At 43.0% G+C, this 20,671-nt stretch carries 18 protein-coding genes, 1 tRNA gene and 1 riboswitch; of the genes, 4 read left to right on the forward strand and 15 right to left on the reverse strand.

The window, feature by feature from the left end; genetic code table 11:
• Window positions 1–26: 26 nt before the first annotated feature.
• The 3 genes from BQ7344_RS04125 to BQ7344_RS04135 all read right to left on the reverse strand — a co-directional run bounded on the left by BQ7344_RS04125 (window position 27) and on the right by BQ7344_RS04135 (window position 2,972).
• Window positions 27–1,679, reverse strand: coding sequence for a B12-binding domain-containing radical SAM protein (locus tag BQ7344_RS04125; protein ID WP_072521540.1), 1,653 nt, complete (start codon window positions 1,677–1,679; stop codon window positions 27–29).
• A 24-nt stretch (window positions 1,680–1,703) separates the two neighbouring features.
• Window positions 1,704–2,006, reverse strand: a complete 303-nt coding sequence (gene trxA, locus BQ7344_RS04130; RefSeq protein WP_072521541.1) for a thioredoxin — start codon at window positions 2,004–2,006, stop codon at window positions 1,704–1,706.
• A gap of 69 nt (window positions 2,007–2,075) precedes the next feature.
• Window positions 2,076–2,972: an NAD(P)/FAD-dependent oxidoreductase gene (locus tag BQ7344_RS04135; RefSeq protein WP_072521542.1), complete on the reverse strand. Its 897-nt coding sequence runs from the start codon at window positions 2,970–2,972 to the stop codon at window positions 2,076–2,078.
• Between the two features lie 268 nt (window positions 2,973–3,240).
• Here BQ7344_RS04135 and BQ7344_RS04140 point away from each other — a divergent pair, with 268 nt between their 5' ends.
• A complete protein-coding gene (locus BQ7344_RS04140) occupies window positions 3,241–4,425 on the forward strand; it encodes an iron-containing alcohol dehydrogenase (RefSeq protein ID WP_072521543.1) in 1,185 nt (394 codons plus the stop codon).
• Window positions 4,426–4,520: 95 nt separating this feature from the next.
• Here BQ7344_RS04140 and BQ7344_RS04145 read toward each other — a convergent pair whose 3' ends face one another.
• Window positions 4,521–5,591, reverse strand: a complete 1,071-nt coding sequence (locus tag BQ7344_RS04145) for a 3D domain-containing protein (RefSeq protein WP_072521544.1) — start codon at window positions 5,589–5,591, stop codon at window positions 4,521–4,523.
• Between the two features lie 169 nt (window positions 5,592–5,760).
• Between BQ7344_RS04145 and BQ7344_RS04150 the strand changes: the two genes are divergently transcribed.
• On the forward strand, window positions 5,761–6,432 hold the full coding sequence (locus tag BQ7344_RS04150) for a lysozyme family protein (protein WP_072521545.1): 672 nt from the start codon (window positions 5,761–5,763) through the stop codon (window positions 6,430–6,432).
• 128 nt (window positions 6,433–6,560) lie between these two features.
• A tRNA-Gly gene (locus BQ7344_RS04155) sits at window positions 6,561–6,633 on the forward strand.
• 418 nt (window positions 6,634–7,051) lie between these two features.
• Here BQ7344_RS04155 and BQ7344_RS04160 read toward each other — a convergent pair.
• From BQ7344_RS04160 to BQ7344_RS04205, 10 genes are all read right to left on the reverse strand, one after another.
• Window positions 7,052–8,236 (reverse strand): phosphoribosylaminoimidazolecarboxamide formyltransferase, encoded by a 1,185-nt coding sequence (locus tag BQ7344_RS04160; protein ID WP_072521546.1) that lies wholly within the window; start codon window positions 8,234–8,236, stop codon window positions 7,052–7,054.
• A 16-nt stretch (window positions 8,237–8,252) separates the two neighbouring features.
• Window positions 8,253–8,966, reverse strand: coding sequence for an IMP cyclohydrolase (locus tag BQ7344_RS04165; RefSeq protein WP_072521547.1), 714 nt, complete (start codon window positions 8,964–8,966; stop codon window positions 8,253–8,255).
• 87 nt (window positions 8,967–9,053) lie between these two features.
• Window positions 9,054–9,134, reverse strand: a riboswitch (ZMP/ZTP riboswitch).
• A gap of 52 nt (window positions 9,135–9,186) precedes the next feature.
• Entirely contained in the window at window positions 9,187–10,641 is a 1,455-nt protein-coding gene (gene guaB, locus BQ7344_RS04170; RefSeq protein ID WP_072521548.1) for an IMP dehydrogenase, read from the reverse strand.
• A 68-nt stretch (window positions 10,642–10,709) separates the two neighbouring features.
• Window positions 10,710–11,213: a DUF6106 family protein gene (locus BQ7344_RS04175; protein ID WP_072521549.1), complete on the reverse strand. Its 504-nt coding sequence runs from the start codon at window positions 11,211–11,213 to the stop codon at window positions 10,710–10,712.
• A 90-nt stretch (window positions 11,214–11,303) separates the two neighbouring features.
• The gene (gene groL, locus BQ7344_RS04180; protein ID WP_072521550.1) at window positions 11,304–12,929 is read right to left on the reverse strand and encodes a chaperonin GroEL; all 1,626 of its coding nucleotides are present in this window, start codon (window positions 12,927–12,929) and stop codon (window positions 11,304–11,306) included.
• Between the two features lie 170 nt (window positions 12,930–13,099).
• Window positions 13,100–13,384: a co-chaperone GroES gene (gene groES / locus BQ7344_RS04185; protein ID WP_015540859.1), complete on the reverse strand. Its 285-nt coding sequence runs from the start codon at window positions 13,382–13,384 to the stop codon at window positions 13,100–13,102.
• Between the two features lie 255 nt (window positions 13,385–13,639).
• Window positions 13,640–14,428: a GTP-sensing pleiotropic transcriptional regulator CodY gene (codY, locus tag BQ7344_RS04190; RefSeq protein WP_015540858.1), complete on the reverse strand. Its 789-nt coding sequence runs from the start codon at window positions 14,426–14,428 to the stop codon at window positions 13,640–13,642.
• A gap of 130 nt (window positions 14,429–14,558) precedes the next feature.
• On the reverse strand, window positions 14,559–16,628 hold the full coding sequence (gene topA / locus BQ7344_RS04195) for a type I DNA topoisomerase (RefSeq protein ID WP_072521551.1): 2,070 nt from the start codon (window positions 16,626–16,628) through the stop codon (window positions 14,559–14,561).
• A gap of 62 nt (window positions 16,629–16,690) precedes the next feature.
• Window positions 16,691–17,578 (reverse strand): DNA-processing protein DprA, encoded by an 888-nt coding sequence (gene dprA / locus BQ7344_RS04200; RefSeq protein WP_072521552.1) that lies wholly within the window; start codon window positions 17,576–17,578, stop codon window positions 16,691–16,693.
• 66 nt (window positions 17,579–17,644) lie between these two features.
• Window positions 17,645–19,165 carry a YifB family Mg chelatase-like AAA ATPase gene (locus tag BQ7344_RS04205; RefSeq protein WP_072521553.1) on the reverse strand — a complete coding sequence of 507 codons (1,521 nt, stop codon included), beginning with the start codon at window positions 19,163–19,165 and terminating at the stop codon, window positions 17,645–17,647.
• Between the two features lie 254 nt (window positions 19,166–19,419).
• On the opposite strand from BQ7344_RS04205, the gene BQ7344_RS04210 reads away from it, so the two are divergent.
• Window positions 19,420–19,635, forward strand: coding sequence for a helix-turn-helix domain-containing protein (locus BQ7344_RS04210; protein ID WP_015540854.1), 216 nt, complete (start codon window positions 19,420–19,422; stop codon window positions 19,633–19,635).
• An 83-nt stretch (window positions 19,636–19,718) separates the two neighbouring features.
• On the opposite strand, the gene BQ7344_RS04215 is transcribed toward BQ7344_RS04210, so the two are convergent.
• On the reverse strand, window positions 19,719–20,645 hold the full coding sequence (locus tag BQ7344_RS04215) for a YARHG domain-containing protein (protein ID WP_072521554.1): 927 nt from the start codon (window positions 20,643–20,645) through the stop codon (window positions 19,719–19,721).
• Window positions 20,646–20,671 lie beyond the last annotated feature (26 nt).

A 20,671-nucleotide genomic window follows, 5' to 3' on the forward strand; every position in this document is an offset into this window, starting at 1 on the left:
ATTATTAACTAATTTTGCCCTAATAACTACGCTGTTAATTGAATCGTTTCTGTGTACGCATTATTGGACAGCGGATCGCGTCTTTCATAATCAAACAGAACTGCTCTGCCGTCCTCAAATACTTCTATATGCGCCGTTTTGGAGATATGATTTGCTTTTCTGTAATCCCATATGGCTGTCTCATATACTTTCTGATCCGGTGCAAATGATGGACGTTTTTTCAGTTTTTCTCTGAGATACAGATCATAAAGCATCTTCTGCGATGCTTTCTCAACTGAAACATCTGTTTCTTCCTGCAAATACTCGAGCAGAATCTCATAACGTCTCATTCTGGAGTGAGAAATTTCACTGTAACCTTTCTTTTCATAAAAAGCACCCAGACTCTCATAAAAAGTAAATGCATCTTTTGCCAGCGGAACCAGATATTCCAGTGTATGCTGAAACTGACCACTATTATAATACACTTCCACCATACTTTCCACTGCTTTTAACTTCAACACATCTCCGTACGGCAGCCATTTCGTGGAAAGCACTTCATATGGTTCTTTTTCTTTGTGAACAATTCCATATTTTTCCGCTTCTTCTTTCATCAGGGAACCTTTCAGAACTTTCAGGAAGCCCAGCTGCAGCTGGTCCGGTTTCATCTGGTACACGTCATTGAAAGAGCGGTGAAATGTATCATAATCCTCGTACGGAAGACCCGCGATCAGATCCAGATGCTGATGAATATTTCGGAAGCTGTGCACACGGTCAACACACCTTTCCAGCTTGTCAAGATCCATATGACGATGAATCGCACGAATCGTCTCCTGATTTGTTGACTGCACACCAATTTCAAGCTGGATCAGTCCCGGACGCATTTTTGCCATCAGATCCATTTCCTCATCACGAAGAAGATCTGCCGAAACTTCAAAGTGAAAATTCGTCACACCATTGTCATGTTCCAGAATATATTTCCAGATAGCCATGGCATGTTCGTGTTTGCAGTTAAATGTACGGTCTACAAATTTCACCTGTGGAACTTTGTGATCCAGAAAAAACTGCAGTTCTTTTTTTACCAGTTCCAGATCACGGAATCTGAGTTTTTTGTCTATAGAAGACAGGCAGTAACTACAAGAAAACGGGCAGCCTCTGCTGCTCTCATAATAAATGATACGATTCTCAAACTCCTCAAGATGCTGGTAAACAAATGGGATCTCACTTAAATTCATCAGCTCCCGCCATCCATTATGTCGTATTTCTTCACCATCACGATAGGCAATTCCTCTGATTTCTCCAAGGCTTCCCTTCCCGTCTATGTAATATTCGAGAAGATCGTGGAATGTCTTTTCTCCTTCGCCCACCAGTACTCCTGTCACTTCCGGCATTTCTGTCAGAAAATTTTCCGCATCATAAGAAACCTCCGGTCCACCGGCCCAGAAAGCGGTTTCCGGAAGAATTTTGGCCAGATCACGAATCAGTTCCCGTACAAACGAAATATTCCAGATATAACAGGAGAAACAGACAACGTCTGCTCCACTGCCATAAATATCTTTAAGAATCTCATCCTTTGGCTGATTGATCGTGTATTCCCGAAGAAAGACTTCCTTATCATAATCCGAGGAATATGCTTTCAGATCATAAACAGCCAGATTTGAATGAATATATTTTGCATTGCATGCTGCAAGTAAGATTTTCATGAATGTCCCAAATCCTTCCCGCTATTATTCATCCAGAATTTTTTTGATATCTTCTTTTGCAGTCAGACCTACCAGACGATGTACTTCTTTGCCGTCTTTAAAAATCAGAAGTGTCGGAATACTGACAACCCTGAACTGCTGCGCAAGTCCCATTTCCTGATCTACATCGATTTTACCGACGTTATAACCTTCCTCTGCAAGTTCTTCTACGATTGGGCCCTGACGCATGCATGGCCCACACCATGTTGCCCAGAAATCAATCAAAATCGGTTTTTCTGATCTTAAAACTTCTTCTTCAAAATTCTGTGAAGTAATTGTTTTTGCCATAATTGTTCTCCTTTTCTATATTCTGTGATTTAGTATCTGCGTTTTCAGTAATATTATCAAGTCTGTAGATTATTTTTTATGCCGGACATATTTACCGGCACTGATTCCAGCCATGCTGCCTTCATAAACCGCTTTCGATACCTGAAGCAGCCCTCCGGTACAGTCTCCTGCCGCAAAAAGTCCCGGAATCGTTGTCTCCATCTCTGAATTGACTTTAATATTTTCCTTATCGGTCAGCTCAGCACCCATCTGACGTGCGATTTCCGCACTGCCGGCTGTTCCGAGCGCTACAAAAATACCGTCCGCCGGATAAAAGGACGCTTCTGCTACTCCGTCTTCCTGTGCATGGATATCATTTTCCATTCGAAGACCTGAAACAAGATCATCCCCCTCGATTGCCTGAATCTTCATGGTATTGACTGCAATCGGATGTTCTCTGGAAAACTCCGGTTCCTTTCCATTTGTATAGATGGTTACAGATGGGGTCACATTTCGAAGTTCTTCTGCTTCATGAAGGGCAAAATCACTGTTTCCGAGAACTGCCACTTCACGGTTTCTGTAAAAGAACGCATCACAGACTGCGCAATAGCTGACACCTTTTCCCTCAAACTCACGTATTCCAGGAATCGATGGTGCAGTCCGTCTGCTTCCTGTCGCAAGGATCACACTGACTGTATCAAAATCTCCTGCCGTTGTCTGCACCGTAAATGTGTCAAAACCTTTGATTCCAAGCACCTGTGCCTCAATGATCCGCACGCCCAGAGCTTTTGCCTGTACAAGTCCACGCTCATAAAGCTCTTCACCGGATATCGGTTCTTCCAGCCCATAATAGTTTTCGATTTTTTCTGCTTTTGCCAGTGCTCCGATCCCATTGTTGATCACTATTGGATTCAGATTACTTCTGGCAGTATATAACGCTGCGGAAATCCCTGCCGGGCCCGCACCGATGATGATTACATCTTCCATCTTATCACCTGCGTTTCTGATTCATATTTCATTGCTTTATAATATACACTATTTTGTAAAAAATTTCAGCATTTATTCCTGTTTCTGCTCTTTTATTATACGAGAGATTTCTGATTTCCTCAAGAGAATTTGTTTTATTTAACTTTTTAAAGACATGTTTTTTTCATTTTTCTTAATTTTTTCATCGTTTTTTCTGTAATTTCTGTTACATTTGTGATATATTTTTATTGTATTATGCCTGATTCTGAATAAGGAGTATTACTACACTATGAGAAGTTTTGAATATTACACACCGACTAAGGTGATTTTTGGAAAAGATACACATTTAAGAATAGGAGAAATCCTGAAAGATTATAACTGTCACAAAATACTGATCCATTATGGTGGCAAAAGTGCTGTAAAATCCGGTCTGATCGATGATATCAAAAAATGTCTCACAGATGCCGGATTTGATTTTGTTACTCTGGGCGGAGTTGTTCCAAATCCACGTCTTTCCAAAGTGCGGGAAGGAATTTCTCTTTGCCGGAAGGAAAACATAGATTTTATCCTCGCTGTCGGTGGCGGAAGTGTCATTGATTCCGCAAAAGCAATCGGCTACGGTGTCGCAAACCCATGGACAGATGTCTGGAACTTTTTCTTAAAGACCGAAGTTCCAACTGCCTGCATTCCAATCGGTGCGATTCCTACAATTGCAGCTTCCGGAAGTGAAATGAGCGGTTCCTGTGTCATCACAAACGAGGACGGATGGCTGAAACGCGGAAGCACCCGCAGCGACCTCTGTCGCCCGAAATTTACACTGATGAACCCACGTCTTACTTATACATTACCGGAATATCAGACAGAAAGCGGCTGTGTGGACATTCTCATGCATACAATGGAACGTTATTTTGTCAACGTTGAAACCATGGAAATCACAGACAGCATCAGCGAATCTCTGATGCAAACTGTCATCTATAATGCACGTATCCTTTTGAATGAACCTGGTAACTATAATGCAAGAGCCGAAATCATGTGGGCAGGAAGTCTTTCTCACAATGGACTGACCGGATGTGGTACTGGTGGCGGTGACTGGGCCTGCCATCAGCTGGAACACGAACTCGGCGGCATGTTTGATGTAACACACGGTGCCGGACTTTCCGCAATCTGGGGAAGCTGGGCACGTTATGTATATGATGCCAACCCTGAACGTTTTGCACAGTTTGCAACCAACATTTTTGATATTCCCTGCTTTGCAGATTACGAAAGCACAGCACTTGCCGGAATTGAAGCCATGGAAGATTTCTTCCGTTCCATTCACATGCCGACAAATCTTCGTGAACTTGGTCTGGATCTCACAGATGAGCAGATTCATGAGCTGGCTTTCAAATGCAGTTTCGAAGATACCCGTACAATCGGTGTATTCAAACAGCTCAACATGAAAGATATGGAAAAAATCTATATGATGGCACGATAAAAAACATTTCAGGAAACAAATTTTAAGGCAGGAGCTCTTCTTCGAGTTCCTGCCTTTCTCTGTTATAAACACTTTTCTGTAAAATGTTTCTCCTCTTATTTTAAAAGATATACTTCGGTATCATATGTACCTTTTGCTTCTCCCTCGGCATGTGTGGCAACGTAAATATCAATACGTTTGTTCTTAATTGCACCACCACAGTCTTCTGCCACATAAACCTGTCCATTGATCACAACTTTGCTTCCGTAAGGAATGACAGATGGATCAACTGCAATCGTATGGTTCGTCGTCGCTGTCACACCGGTGGATGTAATACCATTTGCGTACGGGCCACAGCAGATACTGCAAGGGCAGTAATGTGTTATCTTAAACACACCCAGATCCACAAGATTTGCATCTGAAGATGCTGCTATCGGCGTGCCAACCTGCACTCCATTCTCTTCTGTGACTTTCTGCTCATCTTCTTCCAGTGCATCGGCAAATACACCCTTGCCTTTACTTTCATGAAGTGTTCCTGCATCTTTATCCTTATCAATCGTATCTTCTTCTGTCTCAGCGGTCTCCGGAAGATTCAGACAGCTTGTAGGAATATATCCCACCGCATCTGTCCCGTCTGCATTCTGATATTCAATCCTGCTCCAGACCTTATTTACCGTTCCCGTCTGTTTTACCTGATCAAGTTCAAGAACTTCTCCTATTACCTCTCCATCTTTCCTTCCGGGATAATCCAGCACTGTGGCATCACTCTTGACCTCCACTTCTTTATTGGCAGGTTCAATCTGATCGGTATCGCTCAACATCTGATTCTGAATGTAGCCAATTATCTGATTTTCGTCCACCTCACAGGAAACTTTACTCCATCCATTGTCGCAGACAGCACTGCGGATGAGTTCATCTCCCAGTGAGACGTCAGCCAGCTTCTCTGTATCTTCACCCGGTTTTGAATAAATTCCGGCATCCTTCGCCGTCACATATAAAGTATCCTGAACGGCAGCAACCGTCACCGCATTGCCGTCGCCATCTTCTGTCTGAAATGTCTGTATTGTTTTGTTATCTTCTTTATCTGCTTTCGTCACTGCCTGATAATCCTGTACCGCACCATAAACTGATGCTGTCTGACAGATCAGGACTGTCCCAACTAAAATCGCACATACTTTTTTCTTCACATGCTTCACCTCGTTTCCATAGACTTGCTTTCCCTGTCTCTTATACTCGGGCTTATTTTAGCACAAGAAATTCATCATTTCAAATTTATACCGTTTTTTCACGAAATTTTAAGAAAATCCTTAGAATTTTTTTCTTTTCAAATCCCCCACTACAAGCTACAATAAGAATATGAAAACACAAAAGAAAAACATAAATCTTACAAAAAATAAACGGCTTAAGAATCGCCAAAAGCAGGTACGACTCCAGAAAATATTTCTGGCACTGGTGTGTATACTCCTTCTTTGCATTGCAGTTCTTCGTCCCGTTGATAACCATAAACAAAAGACCTATACGATTAACTCTACCTGTGAGGGATATCGCAGTAAAGTAGAAGCAGAGGCTGCGAATTATGATATGTCAGATTATGTTGATCTGATTCTTGCACTCATGATGCAGGAAAGCTCCGGACAGGGTACAGATGTTATGCAGTCTTCAGAAGGTGCCTACAACACCCAATACCCACAGGTGCCTAATGGGATCACTGATGTAGACTACTCCATTTCCTGCGGCATTCAGGAGCTGAGATATGCCCTTAATAAAGCCGGTGCCACAGGGCCTGATGATCTGGTTCATATCCGCCTTGCACTTCAGGGGTACAATTTCGGTGCAGATGTATACTTCAATTATCTCGAAAAAACCGGAATCACCTCCTGGTCTGTCGAAAGTTCCGAAGCTTTCGCAAAGATCGCCAGCGGCGAGACTGCACGTTCCGAAGAAAATCCACTGTATACTACAGCCGGACCGTGGGACTACGGAGACCAACATTATCCCGAACACGTATTACGCTATTATCATATTTAATCCCTTTTTCATGCCAGAATTATATTTTTATAAATTTTTCAAATTTTTTCAAAAAAACATTTGACAAGTACAATTATATCTGGTATTATATGTCTTGTCGATGAGGGACACGCCTCAGCAAGACACATGCGATAGTGGCGTAGTTGGTAACGCGCGACCTTGCCAAGGTCGAGACCGCGGGTTCGAGCCCCGTCTATCGCTCTTTTTATTTAAGAGTCAGGATAATTTCCTGATTCTTTTTTATTTTCAATAATGCACCTTTTATTACACAATGCCCTGTTAATCCTATTTCTTATATTATCAGCAACCTTCTATATATTTAATCTTATATTTCCTTCACCAATACCTCCCACTGCTTCGCTTTGCTCCCGTCCCCTATATACAGACCACCCGGTCATTTATGTATCTCGTTGAAAACCTCTGCAGAAAGTTCCAGATTTCTTAGTTGTATCCATCCTGTGTTACTCCCCCAACAATACACTGTCCGAACCTGTGAGTTTGTATTGTTGGGGGAATGCCCTTAACAGGATTGATACATCTTAGAAACCTGCACTTTCGAAGCCGTTTTCATGCAGATACATAAATGACCGGGTGGTCGTAATAATATATACTCTTTTCTTTAATGATGGAACAGTCTGATTCCCGTAAACGCCATCACCATTCCATATTTATTACATGTCGCGATCACATCGTCGTCTCTCACTGATCCGCCTGGCTGTGCAATAAATTCCACACCGCTCTTATGTGCTCTCTCGATATTATCACTGAATGGGAAGAACGCATCGGAACCAAGTGTTACACCTTTTAACTGATCCAGCCATGCACGTTTTTCTTCTCTTGTAAATACTTCCGGTTTCTCAGCAAATACTCGCTCCCATGCTCCGTCAGCAAGCACATCCATGTATTCCTCGCCAATATAAACATCGATTGCATTGTCTCTTTCTGCTCTGCTGATACCCTCCTTAAACGGAAGATTCAGCACCTTCGGGCTCTGACGAAGAAACCAGTTATCTGCCTTCTGTCCTGCAAGTCTGGTACAGTGTACACGTGACTGCTGTCCGGCTCCGACGCCAATTGCCTGGCCGTCTTTTACGAAGCACACAGAGTTGGACTGTGTATATTTCAGAATGATCAGAGAAATCTTAAGGTCTCGTTTTGCCTCTTCTGCAAGAGTTTTATTGTCAGTTACGATATTAGAGATCAGTTCATCGTCAATTGCCAGTTCCTGACGTCCCTGCTCAAAAGTCACACCAAATACCTGTTTGTGTTCCAGCGGTGCCGGTACATAATCAGGATCAATCTCGATCACATTGTAATTTCCTTTTTTCTTCTGTTTCAGGATTTCCAGTGCTTCTTCTGTATATCCCGGTGCGATCACACCATCAGAAACTTCTCTCTTGATCAGCATTGCTGTATCCTTATCACAGACATCCGAAAGCGAAATAAAATCACCGAAAGAGGACATTCTGTCCGCACCTCTTGCTCTTGCATATGCACATGCAAGCGGAGAAAACTCTTTCCAGTTCATATCATCTACCCAGTAGATCTTTGCAAGTGTCTCTGTAAGCGGAAGTCCTACAGAAGCTCCAGCCGGAGAAACATGTTTGAAAGAAGTAGCCGCCGGAAGTCCTGTGGCTTTTTTAAGATCACGTACAAGCTGCCAGCCGTTAAATGCATCAAGAAAATTAATATATCCCGGTTTTCCGGACAGAACTTTGATCGGAAGATCTTTTCCCTCTTCCATGTAGATTCTGGAAGGTTTCTGATTCGGGTTGCATCCGTATTTTAACTGTAATTCATTCATCTTCGTCTGTTCCTCCTTAGTGGTTTTTGTTTACGATCTTTGTTGTATAAGTACCTGTTGCAATATCAATATAACGTACAAACAGAGAAACTTTGTTGTCTTCATTCAGGCTGTTCCAGAGCAGTTCTGTAAATGCCTCTATATCATCTGGAATATCAACCAGTTTCGGTTCTCCTTCAAAGCTCGGAAGCGGATTTCCGTCACATTTGTATGTATGAATGAAACGGCCTTCGCCGGCAACTGCTTTTTCATAAGCGTATGTATAACGGAGACAGGAATCCGGATTTCCATTATCACTTTTCAGAATGGACATCGCATAGCTGTAATTTCCATTCTCAATGTGCATCACACCGGAAATTCGAGGTGTATAATTCGGTCCATCCGGTTCAAATTCACGAGATCTTAAGGACTGCTCAAAAGTAAGCTGTTTGTCCAGCCCCTCATAAATTGTATCGGTCTGATCACCATTTGTCACGATGGTTTTGTTTCCAAGAACACGCACCGGTGCATAAATGATCAGGCTCGGATCTGTCAGCTTAGAAGGATCAAACGCCTGTGTACGGATACCCTCTCCTTCTGTGACAAATACGCGGTTTCTGCTGTTTTCGCTTCTTCCCATGATAAAGTAAGCAGTTACTGCTTTTGTTCCGTCTGCAGAACGTCCGATGATAATTCCGCGTCCCGGATAAGAATTGCTTTTCAGTTCATTTTCCAGTGAGATTTTTTCCATGATCATTCTCCTTTTTTGTACATAATAGAATCGGATGCGCCACCTTGATTTTAAATCGAAAGTAAAGACCGCCTGGTCAGTCTGTTATCAGGCTGCCCAGGCGGTCGGCACATTCACTTACTGCACTCCCTGTAGTTCATCCTACTTCCGCCAGTCATGCAGTCGTTGTCTTCATAATATACTAATTTATTCAGTTTAGCAAGAACAAAAATTTAAACAATTATTCGTCTACGCTGTAGTTTGGAGCTTCTTTTGTGATATGAATATCATGTGGGTGAGATTCTTTCAGGGAAGCTGCGGAGATTTTTACAAATTTGCCGGTTGTCTTCAGTGTTTCGATATCTTCTGCTCCACAGTAACCCATACCGGAACGAAGACCTCCCATAAGCTGGAATACAGTATCCTCCAGATGGCCTTTGTAAGCCACACGGCCTTCTACACCTTCTGGAACAAGTTTCTTCGCATTCTCCTGGAAATAACGGTCTTTACTGCCGTTTTCCATAGCTGCGATAGATCCCATACCGCGGTATACTTTGTATTTACGTCCCTGATAAAGTTCGAATGTTCCCGGGCTCTCATCGCATCCTGCAAAGATGCTTCCCATCATGCAGACATTTGCTCCGGCAGCAATTGCTTTTGTGATATCTCCGGAATATTTGATACCGCCATCTGCGATGACCGGAATACCGTAGCGGTTTGCCACTTCATAACAATCCATAACTGCTGTGATCTGTGGAACACCAATACCTGCAACTACACGTGTGGTACAGATAGAACCAGGTCCGATACCAACCTTAACCGCATCTACGCCAGCATCAATCAGAGCCTTTGTAGCTGCACCGGTTGCAACATTACCTGCAATTACCTGAAGATCCGGATATGCATCCTTGATCTGGCGTACGGCACGGAGAATGTTTTCGGAATGACCATGCGCAGAATCTACTACGATTACGTCAACATTTGCTTTTACTAGAGCATCTACACGTGCAAGCACGTTGGATGTAATACCAACAGCTGCACCGCAGAGCAGACGTCCCTGCTCATCTTTTGCTGCAAGAGGATATTTGATCTGTTTTTCGATATCTTTAATCGTGATCAGACCTTTTAAATTAAAATCGTCATCTACAATGGGTAATTTTTCTTTACGGGATTTGGCAAGGATTTTCTTTGCCTCTTCAAGTGTGATTCCTTCTTTGGCTGTAATCAGTCCCTCAGAAGTCATGCATTCTCCGATTTTCTTTGTGAAATCAGTTTCGAATTTCAGATCTCGGTTGGTAATAATACCTACCAGTTTCTTGCCTTCTGTGATCGGCACACCTGAAATACGGAATTTTGCCATCAGATTGTTGGCATCTTCAAGTGTATGATCTGCGGATAAAAAGAATGGATCAGTAATAACACCGTTCTCAGAACGTTTTACCTTATCTACTTCCTCAGCCTGTGCTTCAATGGACATATTTTTATGAATGATACCGATACCGCCCTGTCTGGCCATTGCAATTGCCATTCTATGCTCAGTAACTGTGTCCATTCCTGCACTCATCATAGGAATGTTCAGCTTGATTTTTTTCGTTAAGTGTGTTGTAACATCTACCTGATTCGGAATTACTTTTGAATATGCCGGAACTAACAGGACGTCATCAAATGTAATGCCTTCACCGATAATTGTACCCATTGCATTTCCTCCCTTGTATTATGTTGTTTTGATTTTGATTCAAAGTGTAACAAAAAAGAACTGAGGTGTCAATCCAAAAAAACTTTGCTCGGAGCTGAATTTTTGATAGCTTTTGCCATCTCATCATCCGGCTCAATGATGATCCGGCTGTTCTCCCCACCGGCTTTCATGATGATTGCAAAGCGTTTGTGTTCCGGATTTCCCGAAGAATAATCCAGTGTTTTCATGCGGCTGTTTCCGTTGTAATAATCCATTTTGTGGGAATTCAGCGGAGCGATCAGATCTGCTTCTGACAGATTCACAGACATCACTTTTTTACGTTTGGACTTTGCCATAACCATGTCAATGTCAAATTCCCCGTTTACAAAAAGATACTCATACTCCAGATCCGTCCGCGGAATCACAAAATAACATGCAACTCCCAGCGCAATTGCCAGAACCAGAAGCAATGGACTGATAAACAGCCCGGCTCCTGCCGCAAGAATGGTCAGCACGATCAGCCCGTACTTAACTATTGCATCCTTTGCTGTCGATTCTTTCTTCACCAGAAATTCTGAATAAAGGTCACTCATATCATCTTCTCCTTAAAGGTATTTTAAATAATTCTATCACAAAAAGGGATCAGCGTCTATGACGCCAATCCCTTAAATTTTGTACTTTATTTACATCATGCCGCCCATTCCTGGCGCACCTGCCGGCATAGCCGGAGTATCTTCTTTGATTGTGGCAACTACAGACTCTGTAGTCAGGAGTGTAGATGCAACACTTGTTGCATTCTGAAGAGCGCTTCTTGTAACCTTAACCGGGTCAAGGATACCAACGCCTACCATATCTACATATTTCTCATTCAGAGCATCGAAACCAATGCCTGGTTCGGATTCTCTTACTTTGTTAATGATAACGGAGCCTTCCAGTCCTGCGTTTGCAGAAATGTGGAATAACGGAGCTTCCAGAGCTTTGAGAATGATATTCGCACCAGTCTTCTCATCACCTTCCAGAGTTGCAGCAAGCTCAGCAACTTTTTTGGATGCATGGATGTATGCAGATCCGCCACCTGCGATGATTCCTTCTTCTACGGCTGCTCTTGTAGCTGCAAGAGCATCTTCCAGACGAAGTTTTGCTTCTTTCATCTCAGTTTCAGTTGCAGCACCAACACGGATAACAGCTACGCCACCTGCCAGTTTTGCAAGTCTTTCCTGTAATTTTTCTTTATCGAATTCAGATTTTGTTTCTTCGATCTGTTTACGGATCTGAGCAACACGGTCTTCGATTGCTTTCTTGTCACCAAGTCCATCAACGATAACTGTGTTTTCTTTTGCAACTTTAACAGATTTTGCACGTCCAAGCTGAGCCATTGTAGCTTCTTTGAGTTCAAGTCCCAGTTCTTCGGAAATCACCTGTCCGCCTGTCAGGATTGCGATATCCTGAAGCATTTCTTTTCTTCTGTCACCATATCCCGGAGCCTTAACAGCTACTACCTGGAATGTTCCTCTTAATTTGTTTACAATCAGAGTTGTAAGTGCTTCACCTTCTACATCTTCAGCAATGATGAGAAGCTTTGCACCAGCCTGAACAACCTGCTCCAGTAACGGAAGAATTTCCTGAATATTGCTGATTTTCTTATCTGTGATCAGGATGTATGGATCTTCAAGGTTTGCTTCCATTTTTTCCATATCTGTGGACATGTATGCAGAAATATATCCACGGTCAAACTGCATACCTTCTACAAGATCAAGTTCTGTATGCATGGTTTTGGATTCTTCTACAGTGATAACACCATCGTTGGAAACTTTTTCCATTGCGTCTGCAACTAACTGTCCGACTTCTTCATCGCTTGCAGAGATAGAAGCAACGTTTGCGATCTGAGCTTTTCCACTGATTTTCTGGCTCATCTCTTTGATTGCATCTACTGCAGTATCTGTTGCTTTTTTCATACCTTTTCTCAGGATAATCGGGTTTGCACCTGCTGCCAGGTTCTTCATTCCTTCGTGAACCATTGCCTGCGCAAGTACGGTAGCTGTAGTAGTACCATCACCTGCTACATCATTTGTTTTGGATGCTACTTCTTTGATAAGCTGTGCACCCATATTTTCGAATCCGTCTTCCAGTTCGATTTCTTTTGCGATTGTAACACCGTCGTTTGTGATAAGCGGAGCACCAAACTGTTTATCAAGTACTACGTTTCTTCCTTTTGGGCCGATTGTGACTCTTACTGTGTCTGCAAGTTTGTTTACGCCGGCTTCAAGTGCAGCTCTTGCTTCTGCGCCGAATTTAATTTCTTTTGCCATGATGACTGTCCTCCTGAATATTATTCATAACTGTTCAGTACCCTCTCAGTTACGAGTCAAAATGCATTCCAACTCACCTTCGGTGATAGCATTTTGCCTTGTATGTCTCGGGCTTTTGGCAAAAACATGCCAAAGCACCTCGCGGGATACTACCTACTGAATACTTACTACTATTCTACAATTGCCAGAATGTCGCTCTGTTTTACGATGATGTATTCTTCACCGTCAAGTTTTACTTCTGTTCCTGCATATTTGGAATAGATAACTTTGTTTCCTACAGCAACTTCCATCTTCACTTCTTTGCCTTCAACTACTCCACCAGGTCCTACAGCGATAACTTCTGCCTGCTGTGGTTTTTCCTGTGCCTGTCCCGGAAGTACGATACCGGATTTTGTTGTTTCTTCTGCTTCTAACTGTTTTAATACAACTCTGTCACCTAAAGGTACTAATTTCATGATCTATGTCCTCCTTTATTGTTGCCTTTCTTTTTATTACTAGCACTCATTTCGCTTGAGTGCTAATCACTGTCCCTATATTATTGAAATTCGTGATTTTGTGCAACTCTTTTTACAGTCACAAATCAATACATTTTTATTTATATTCTTTTATTTTCTCTTATTTTCTCTTGTTTTCTCACTTTCTTATTTTAAGTAAAGAAAAACCTCTCCCAAAATGGGAAAGGCTTTTGCTTTTTGTACGACTATATTCATTTATGAAGATTTTTTATTCCTCTGTGCCTTAATCTCTTCCAGTTCGTCAAAGATCACTTCATTCAATACTTTAATGTACGTACCCTTCATTCCGGAGGAACGAGATTCGATAACTCCGGCACTTTCAAACTTCCGAAGTGCATTGACAATAACTGATCTCGTAATACCCACACGGTCTGCAATCTTGCTTGCAACCAGAATACCTTCCTCACCATCAAGCTCATCAAAAATATGAATAATTGCCTCCAGCTCGGAGAATGACAGCGTATTAAATGCGGATTTAACGACCTGCTGCTTACGATCCTCTTCTGCATTTTCTTCATGGACTGCACGCATCATTTCCAGACCGACAACGGTCGTGCCATATTCACTGACAATGATATCCTCTATATCATATGGTCTGTCATTTCTGTACATAAATACAGTTCCCAGACGTTCTCCCGCGATATCGATTGGATTGATGATACCATAGCAGCTGCTGTTTACATGTTCAAAGCCAAGTGTCTGAAGATTTACATTTTCTTTTGTAGATAATACGCCCAGAAAACGTTCATTCAACAGGGAATCAATATGTCCGCCTACGTTGTCCTCGATCAGTTCAGTGATTTCTTCGACACCCGGACACAGACTGATTCCAAGCACTTTACCCTTTTTGCTGAGCACCAGAATGTTAGAGCTTAAAGTTTCCATCAGAACCTGACAGATATCATTAAACACAACTTTACTGGAACTGCTGTTGTGCAAAAGTTTATTAATTTTTCTGGTTTTATCCAACAACTGAACGCTCATTACGGCCTCCTTCTCATGTTTTCTCGATGTTTCTGTCTTTATGTTCTAATTTTACACGTTTTATAACGAAAACACAAGATATTTTTATATTTTTTTCGATTTTGTCCGCATTTTCAGAAAATTTATATATTTAGTCTTCTTTAGACTTTTGCTCCACATAACCGCAAGTTGTCTCACTGCAGACAATCTTATTTCCTTTTTCGACCATATAGCTTCCACACTTCGGACATTTCTTTGCCGATGGCTTCTGCCATGACATGAAATCGCATTCCGGATTGTCAATGCAACCGTAATATTTACGTCCCTTCTGAGTCTTTTTCAACACGACATCCTTACCGCACTTCGGACATGCCACACCAATCTTTTCATAATATGGCTTGGTGTTTCTGCACTCCGGAAATCCCGGGCACGCAAGAAATCTTCCATGAGGTCCATATTTGATGACCATGTTACGTCCACAGACATCGCATACCTCATCACTGACTTCATCCTGAATCTCAACCTTTTCCAGTTCCTTTTCTGCCGCGTCAACATCTCGCTTCAGATCCGGATAGAAGTTACGCACAACTGTCTTCCACTGAACCGTGCCTTCTTCCACGCAGTCAAGCAGTCCTTCCATCATCGCAGTAAAACGAACATCTACAATACTCGGGAAAGCCTGTTTCATAATATTATTGACAACTTCTCCGAGTTCTGTCACGTAGAGATTTTTCTGTTCTTTAGACACATAACGACGGCTGATGATCGTTGTGATCGTCGGCGCATACGTACTCGGACGTCCGATTCCCTGCTCTTCCAGCGCTTTTACCAGAGATGCTTCCGTATAATGTGCCGGCGGCTGTGTGAAATGCTGTTCCGGCTTTAATTCTGTCAGTTCCAGTTTCATGCCTTTTTCGAGGCTCTGGCTTAATACATTGCCTTTCTGATTATCTTCTTCCTGCACATACACAGACATAAAACCATCAAATACAATCTTTGAAGCCGCAACTGTAAAGGTATATTCTCCTGCTCCGATTTTTACAGATGTTGTCTCATATTTCGCTGCTGACATGCGGCTGGCAGTAAAACGTTTCCAGATAAGCTGATACAGGCGGAACTGATCTCTGGACAAAGACTCTTTGATCATTGCCGGAAGTCTGGTAATATCGGTTGGTCGGATTGCCTCATGCGCATCCTGAATCTTCTGTTCCTTCTTGACAGTCTTACCTGTAGTGGAAACATAGTCGTCTCCATACTGCGCTTCAATATACTCTCTTGCTGCCTGATCTGCTTCCTGTGAGATTCGCGTGGAATCGGTACGCAGATAACTGATCAGACCAACAGTACCACTGCCCTTGATGTCCACACCTTCATACAACTGCTGTGCCAGACGCATAGTTTTCTGAGTGGAAAAGTTTAACGTCTTGGCAGCCTCCTGCTGCAGAGTACTGGTCGTAAACGGAAGCGGTGCATTCTTGGTACGCTCACCCTTTTTAACTTCTGTGATCTCATACTCCGCATTTTCCAGTGCTTTCAGTATCTTATCCATCTCTGCTCTGTTATGGACCGGAAGCTTCTTATCCGTACCGTAGAATTTAGCCTGCAGAGGTTTCTTCTCTCCCTTTATCTTGAACTCGCCGTCAAGACTCCAGTATTCTTCCGGAATAAATGAATTAATCTCCTCTTCTCTGTCACAGATAATACGCAGTGCAACCGACTGTACACGGCCTGCACTTAATCCTCTTTTGACCTTTACCCACAGAAGCGGGCTGATCGTATAACCTACCATTCGGTCAAGCATTCTTCTCGCCTGCTGTGCATCCACAAGATTCAGATCCAGATCGCGTGGCTGCTTGATTGAAGCTTTTACTGCAGTCTTTGTAATCTCATTGAAGGAGATTCGGCGCATTTTAGACGGATCTTCTTTCAGTGCCTGCATCAGATGCCAGGAAATTGCTTCTCCCTCACGGTCAGGGTCAGTTGCGAGATAAATCTTATCTGCTTTTTTGGCAGCCTTTCTGAGATTTGCCAGAAGTTCGCCTTTTCCTCTGATCGTGATGTATTTCGGTTCAAAATCATTCTCTACATCAATACCGAACTGGCTTTTGGGAAAATCCCGCACATGTCCGTTGGATGCCTGTACATCATAGTTACTTCCCAGAAATTTCTTTATAGTTTTTACTTTCGCAGGTGACTCTACTATCACCAGATATTTCGCCATGCTATCTCTCCTACTTATCCATTATTCATAAAAACTTCCGGGAAAATCATCGTCACTCATTGTTATGTTGTCTTTACGTAGTAGTGTCTGCCGACTTCAAGTGCCAATCCTGACAATGTCAGTTCCAGCAAAAGACTGCCGATTTTTTCCGGCGGAAGTCCTGTTTTCTGAATCAAAAAATCCATAGATTTTGGTCGTAAATCGAGACAACTATACACCAATTTCAAATCGGTTGCAAGCCCTAAGTCATTTTTTGTCTTTATTTTAACAGGATTTTCATACTCTATTCCCATCTCACGGAGCAGGATTTCCGGTGTGTAAGCAATTCCTGCACCATCATAGATCAGTTTATGACATCCCATACTTCTCTCCTCATTGACCGGTCCCGGTACAGCAAAAACTGCCTTGCCCTGATCCAGGGCCCACTGTGCCGTTATCAGGGAACCACTCTTTTCACATGCCTCTACGATCAGAACAAGATCTGCCAGTCCACTGATAATCCGGTTTCTTGCCGGAAAAAAATAATTTCGTGCTTTTGTCCCCGGTGTCTGCTCGCTGATGATTCCTCCACCTGTACGCAGGATACGTTGATACAGCCCTCTGTTGCCTGACGGATAGCAGATATCAGGTCCGTTTCCAAGAACAGCCCAGGTTCCTCCTCTTCCTTCCAGAGCCCCTTTATGTGCCTCCGTGTCGATTCCGTAGGCCATCCCACTAATGACCTGTACTCCCGCCTCACTTAAGTATCTCGCATACCGAAATGCCTGTATACGCCCGTAAGGAGTTGCCGCCCGCGCACCGACAATCGCTGCTGTCGGTTTTTCCGGATCCGGAAAGTTACCTCTGATATATAACTTCTCCGGCATTCCAGTATACTGACGCAATTTTTCCGGATATTCTTTATCCTTCGCCCCTACTTCCCTGATTGGTATTTTTTGAGTTTCTTCCATATAAATATCTCCTCTATACATTATCTCTTTTACCTGATTTTTATTCTGAATGTTTTTAATCATTTTTCAGTTCCAGTATTTTTTGTCAAAGGAACGATACGATAAAGCTTCCCCTAAATGTTCTTTATTGATATTCTCCGAAGCCTCCATATCTGCAATCGTACGTGCCACCTTCAAAATCCTGTGATACGCTCTCACACTGAACGGCATATGCTGAAATGCCATCTTAAGAAGCCTGCCTGCCGAATCATCCAGATGGCAGAATTTTTCGACCTGCTTTCCGCTCATTTCTCCGTTAAACTGAATCTTCTCATCCTTAAAGCGTTCTTTCTGTATCTGCTGTGCTGCTTCTACCCGCATACGTATCTGTTTCGTGTTTTCGCCAATCTTTCCATTGCTCATCCCATCGAAATCTACCGGTGAAACATCTGCACAGAGATCCAGTCTGTCCAGAAGCGGCTGGCTGAGTTTCCCCAGATATTGCCCTACCTGTGCCGGTGTACATCTGCATCGGTTCATATCCGGATAATATCCACAGGGACATGGGTTCATTGCTGCACACAACATAAAATGTGCCGGAAAATCATACGTTCCATAAACACGCGAAATATGGATCACCTTATCTTCCAGTGGCTGACGCAGGATTTCCAGGCTTCTTCTGGAAAACTCCGGCATCTCATCCAGAAACAGTACTCCTCTGTGTGCCAACGTGATTTCTCCCGGACGTGGATTCCTTCCGCCGCCTGCCAGTGCCTGTGCAGAACAGGTATGGTGCGGACTTCGAAAAGGACGTATCCGGATCAGTGGGTCTTCTGCCGGCAGTAATCCGGCAATACTGTAAATTTTCGTCAGTTCCAGTCCTTCTTCTACTGTAAGCTCCGGCATGATTCCCGGAATTCGCCTGGCGATCATCGTCTTACCGGCTCCCGGCGAACCGATCATCAGAAGATTATGAAATCCACTGACAGCAATCTCGACTGCTCTTTTCAGACTTTCCTGTCCATGGATCTCACAAAAATCCACTGCATTTTCCTGTTTCTCTTTTCTTTTGGTCTCCACTGCCTTTTTATAAGAATCCGGTGCACCAACATAGCGGATCATCTCCTGCAGATTAGATACACCGATCACTTTCATATCAGGGATCAGATGTGCTTCCCTCAGATTATCATACGGAACTACACAGAAACGACACTTTTCTTCCCTTGCCCGAATGATCATCGGCAGGATTCCAGATACCGCATGGATTTCTCCATTCAATCCGATTTCTCCCGCCATCATTACATTTCCCAACTGTGCTGCTGAAAGCACGCCGGCAGCCGCAAGTACAGCCGCTGCCAGTGGAAGATCAAAACCTGCGCCCTCCTTCCTGATATCCGCCGGTGCCAGATTGACGGTGATCCTCTTGGGCGGAAGCGCGATTCCGTTATTCTTAAGGGCTGTACGTACCCGATCCTGTGCTTCTTTTACCTGAGTCGACGGCAGACCGACCATAGTGAAGGAAGGAAGTCCGTCACTTACATCTGCTTCAACCTTTATGAGATGAACTTCCATTCCTGAAATGGCTGCTGAAAAAACACTTGCAAACATAAATCTCCTTTCTGTCTGTAAATGCTCCCGATTTGCATTTTCTTCTCAATGAACCTCATATAAATCTGTATTTTGTTATATCACTCATGGGATTTTAAAGATTTTAGCCCTCCATAAATAAGAGCGGCAAAAAAGATAGATAGAATTTGTATATAAGCCCTCTGTATTTCATTTCATTATAGTCCATTTTGCTCCCAAACGCAATAGCACATTTCGGTCTGTTTTATAATTGCAAAAAAACAGGAGGTGAGCTTATGAAGTTTCAACGTATTCAGGATCTTCGTGTAGATTCTGACCTTTCTCAGCGACAGCTTGGTGAAATTCTGCATATCAGTCAGCGTTCCTATTCTCATTATGAAACAGGCTCACGTGGCATTCCGATTGAAATGCTCATCCGCCTTGCTGACTATTATGACACAACGATTGATTATCTTGTAGGTCGTACCGACAACAAAGCACCTGTAAAATAGTCATTTCTGTTTCATCAACGAAAAAAAGAGGAAGCCATCCCGATTGGATTGCTTCCTCTTTTTCATTATAAAATCAAAATTTCTCAGTTTCCTTCACTTGCTTTTTGATCTTCCCACTGCTGGATTTTATTAATATTTGCGATTTCATACTCATTAAAAACAGAACCCTGTTCTGCATCAAAAGTCTCCGGATCTATCGTTCCCTGATACCAGGATTTGCTGTTAAAATAGTCCGCAATATAATCCGTCACGAACTGTCTTCCATGACGCGCATAAATCTCATTTTTTGCAAGCTCCAACTGATCTGAGGTATAGTTGGAAATTTCTTCATCTGTAAGATAACGGCTGCTACTCTCCGGGAAGAAATATTCCCCACTCTCCGCGGTGACCTGTGGCTGCTCTTCTGAAGGTGTCGGTGTAGCCGTCGGTTCCGGCGGGTTGATCACGACCTGATTTCTGCTCATGATACAGCTTACATTCGGATACACGGAAGATACCGGCTCTGCTGTAGTCACTCTCAGATAAAGCTGCCCATTATCAAATGTCAGATTACCTGACGCTGAGTTTCCCGCTGAATCACCGAAGGAAAACGCCGCTGCATTTCCGGCAACTTCTGCAGTTATATCCGCAGATACTGCCTGTGTCTGTCCTGCATCCGTCTGATAAAAACTAAATGATACGGTATCCTGACTGATATTGTAAATATTGATTGTTACAAGGCCATCTGTACTGTACCAGTAATCCCAGAAATTATCCGGATTAAACGTAACTCTCTGCTCCGGAACCGGAGTAGGTGTAGCCGTTGGTCTCGGCGTCGGACTTGGAGACGGTATCGCTGTAGGCTCTGCCGTTGGTGTCAGTTTTGCCGCATTTTCAATTGCTTCCTTTTTTTGCTTCGCTTCTCTCGCACTTCTCTGAAAGCTTGCCAGAAGAAGTGCCGCTGCCGCAAACATAATAAAGATCGATATCAGGATAATCAGCAGCATTTTCAGCCTGTTTTTTCTTCTCATTGGTACCACCTCTGTTTCAGTCTTAC

The organism is Blautia sp. Marseille-P3087, assembly GCF_900120195.1.
Classification (GTDB): domain Bacteria; phylum Bacillota; class Clostridia; order Lachnospirales; family Lachnospiraceae; genus Blautia_A.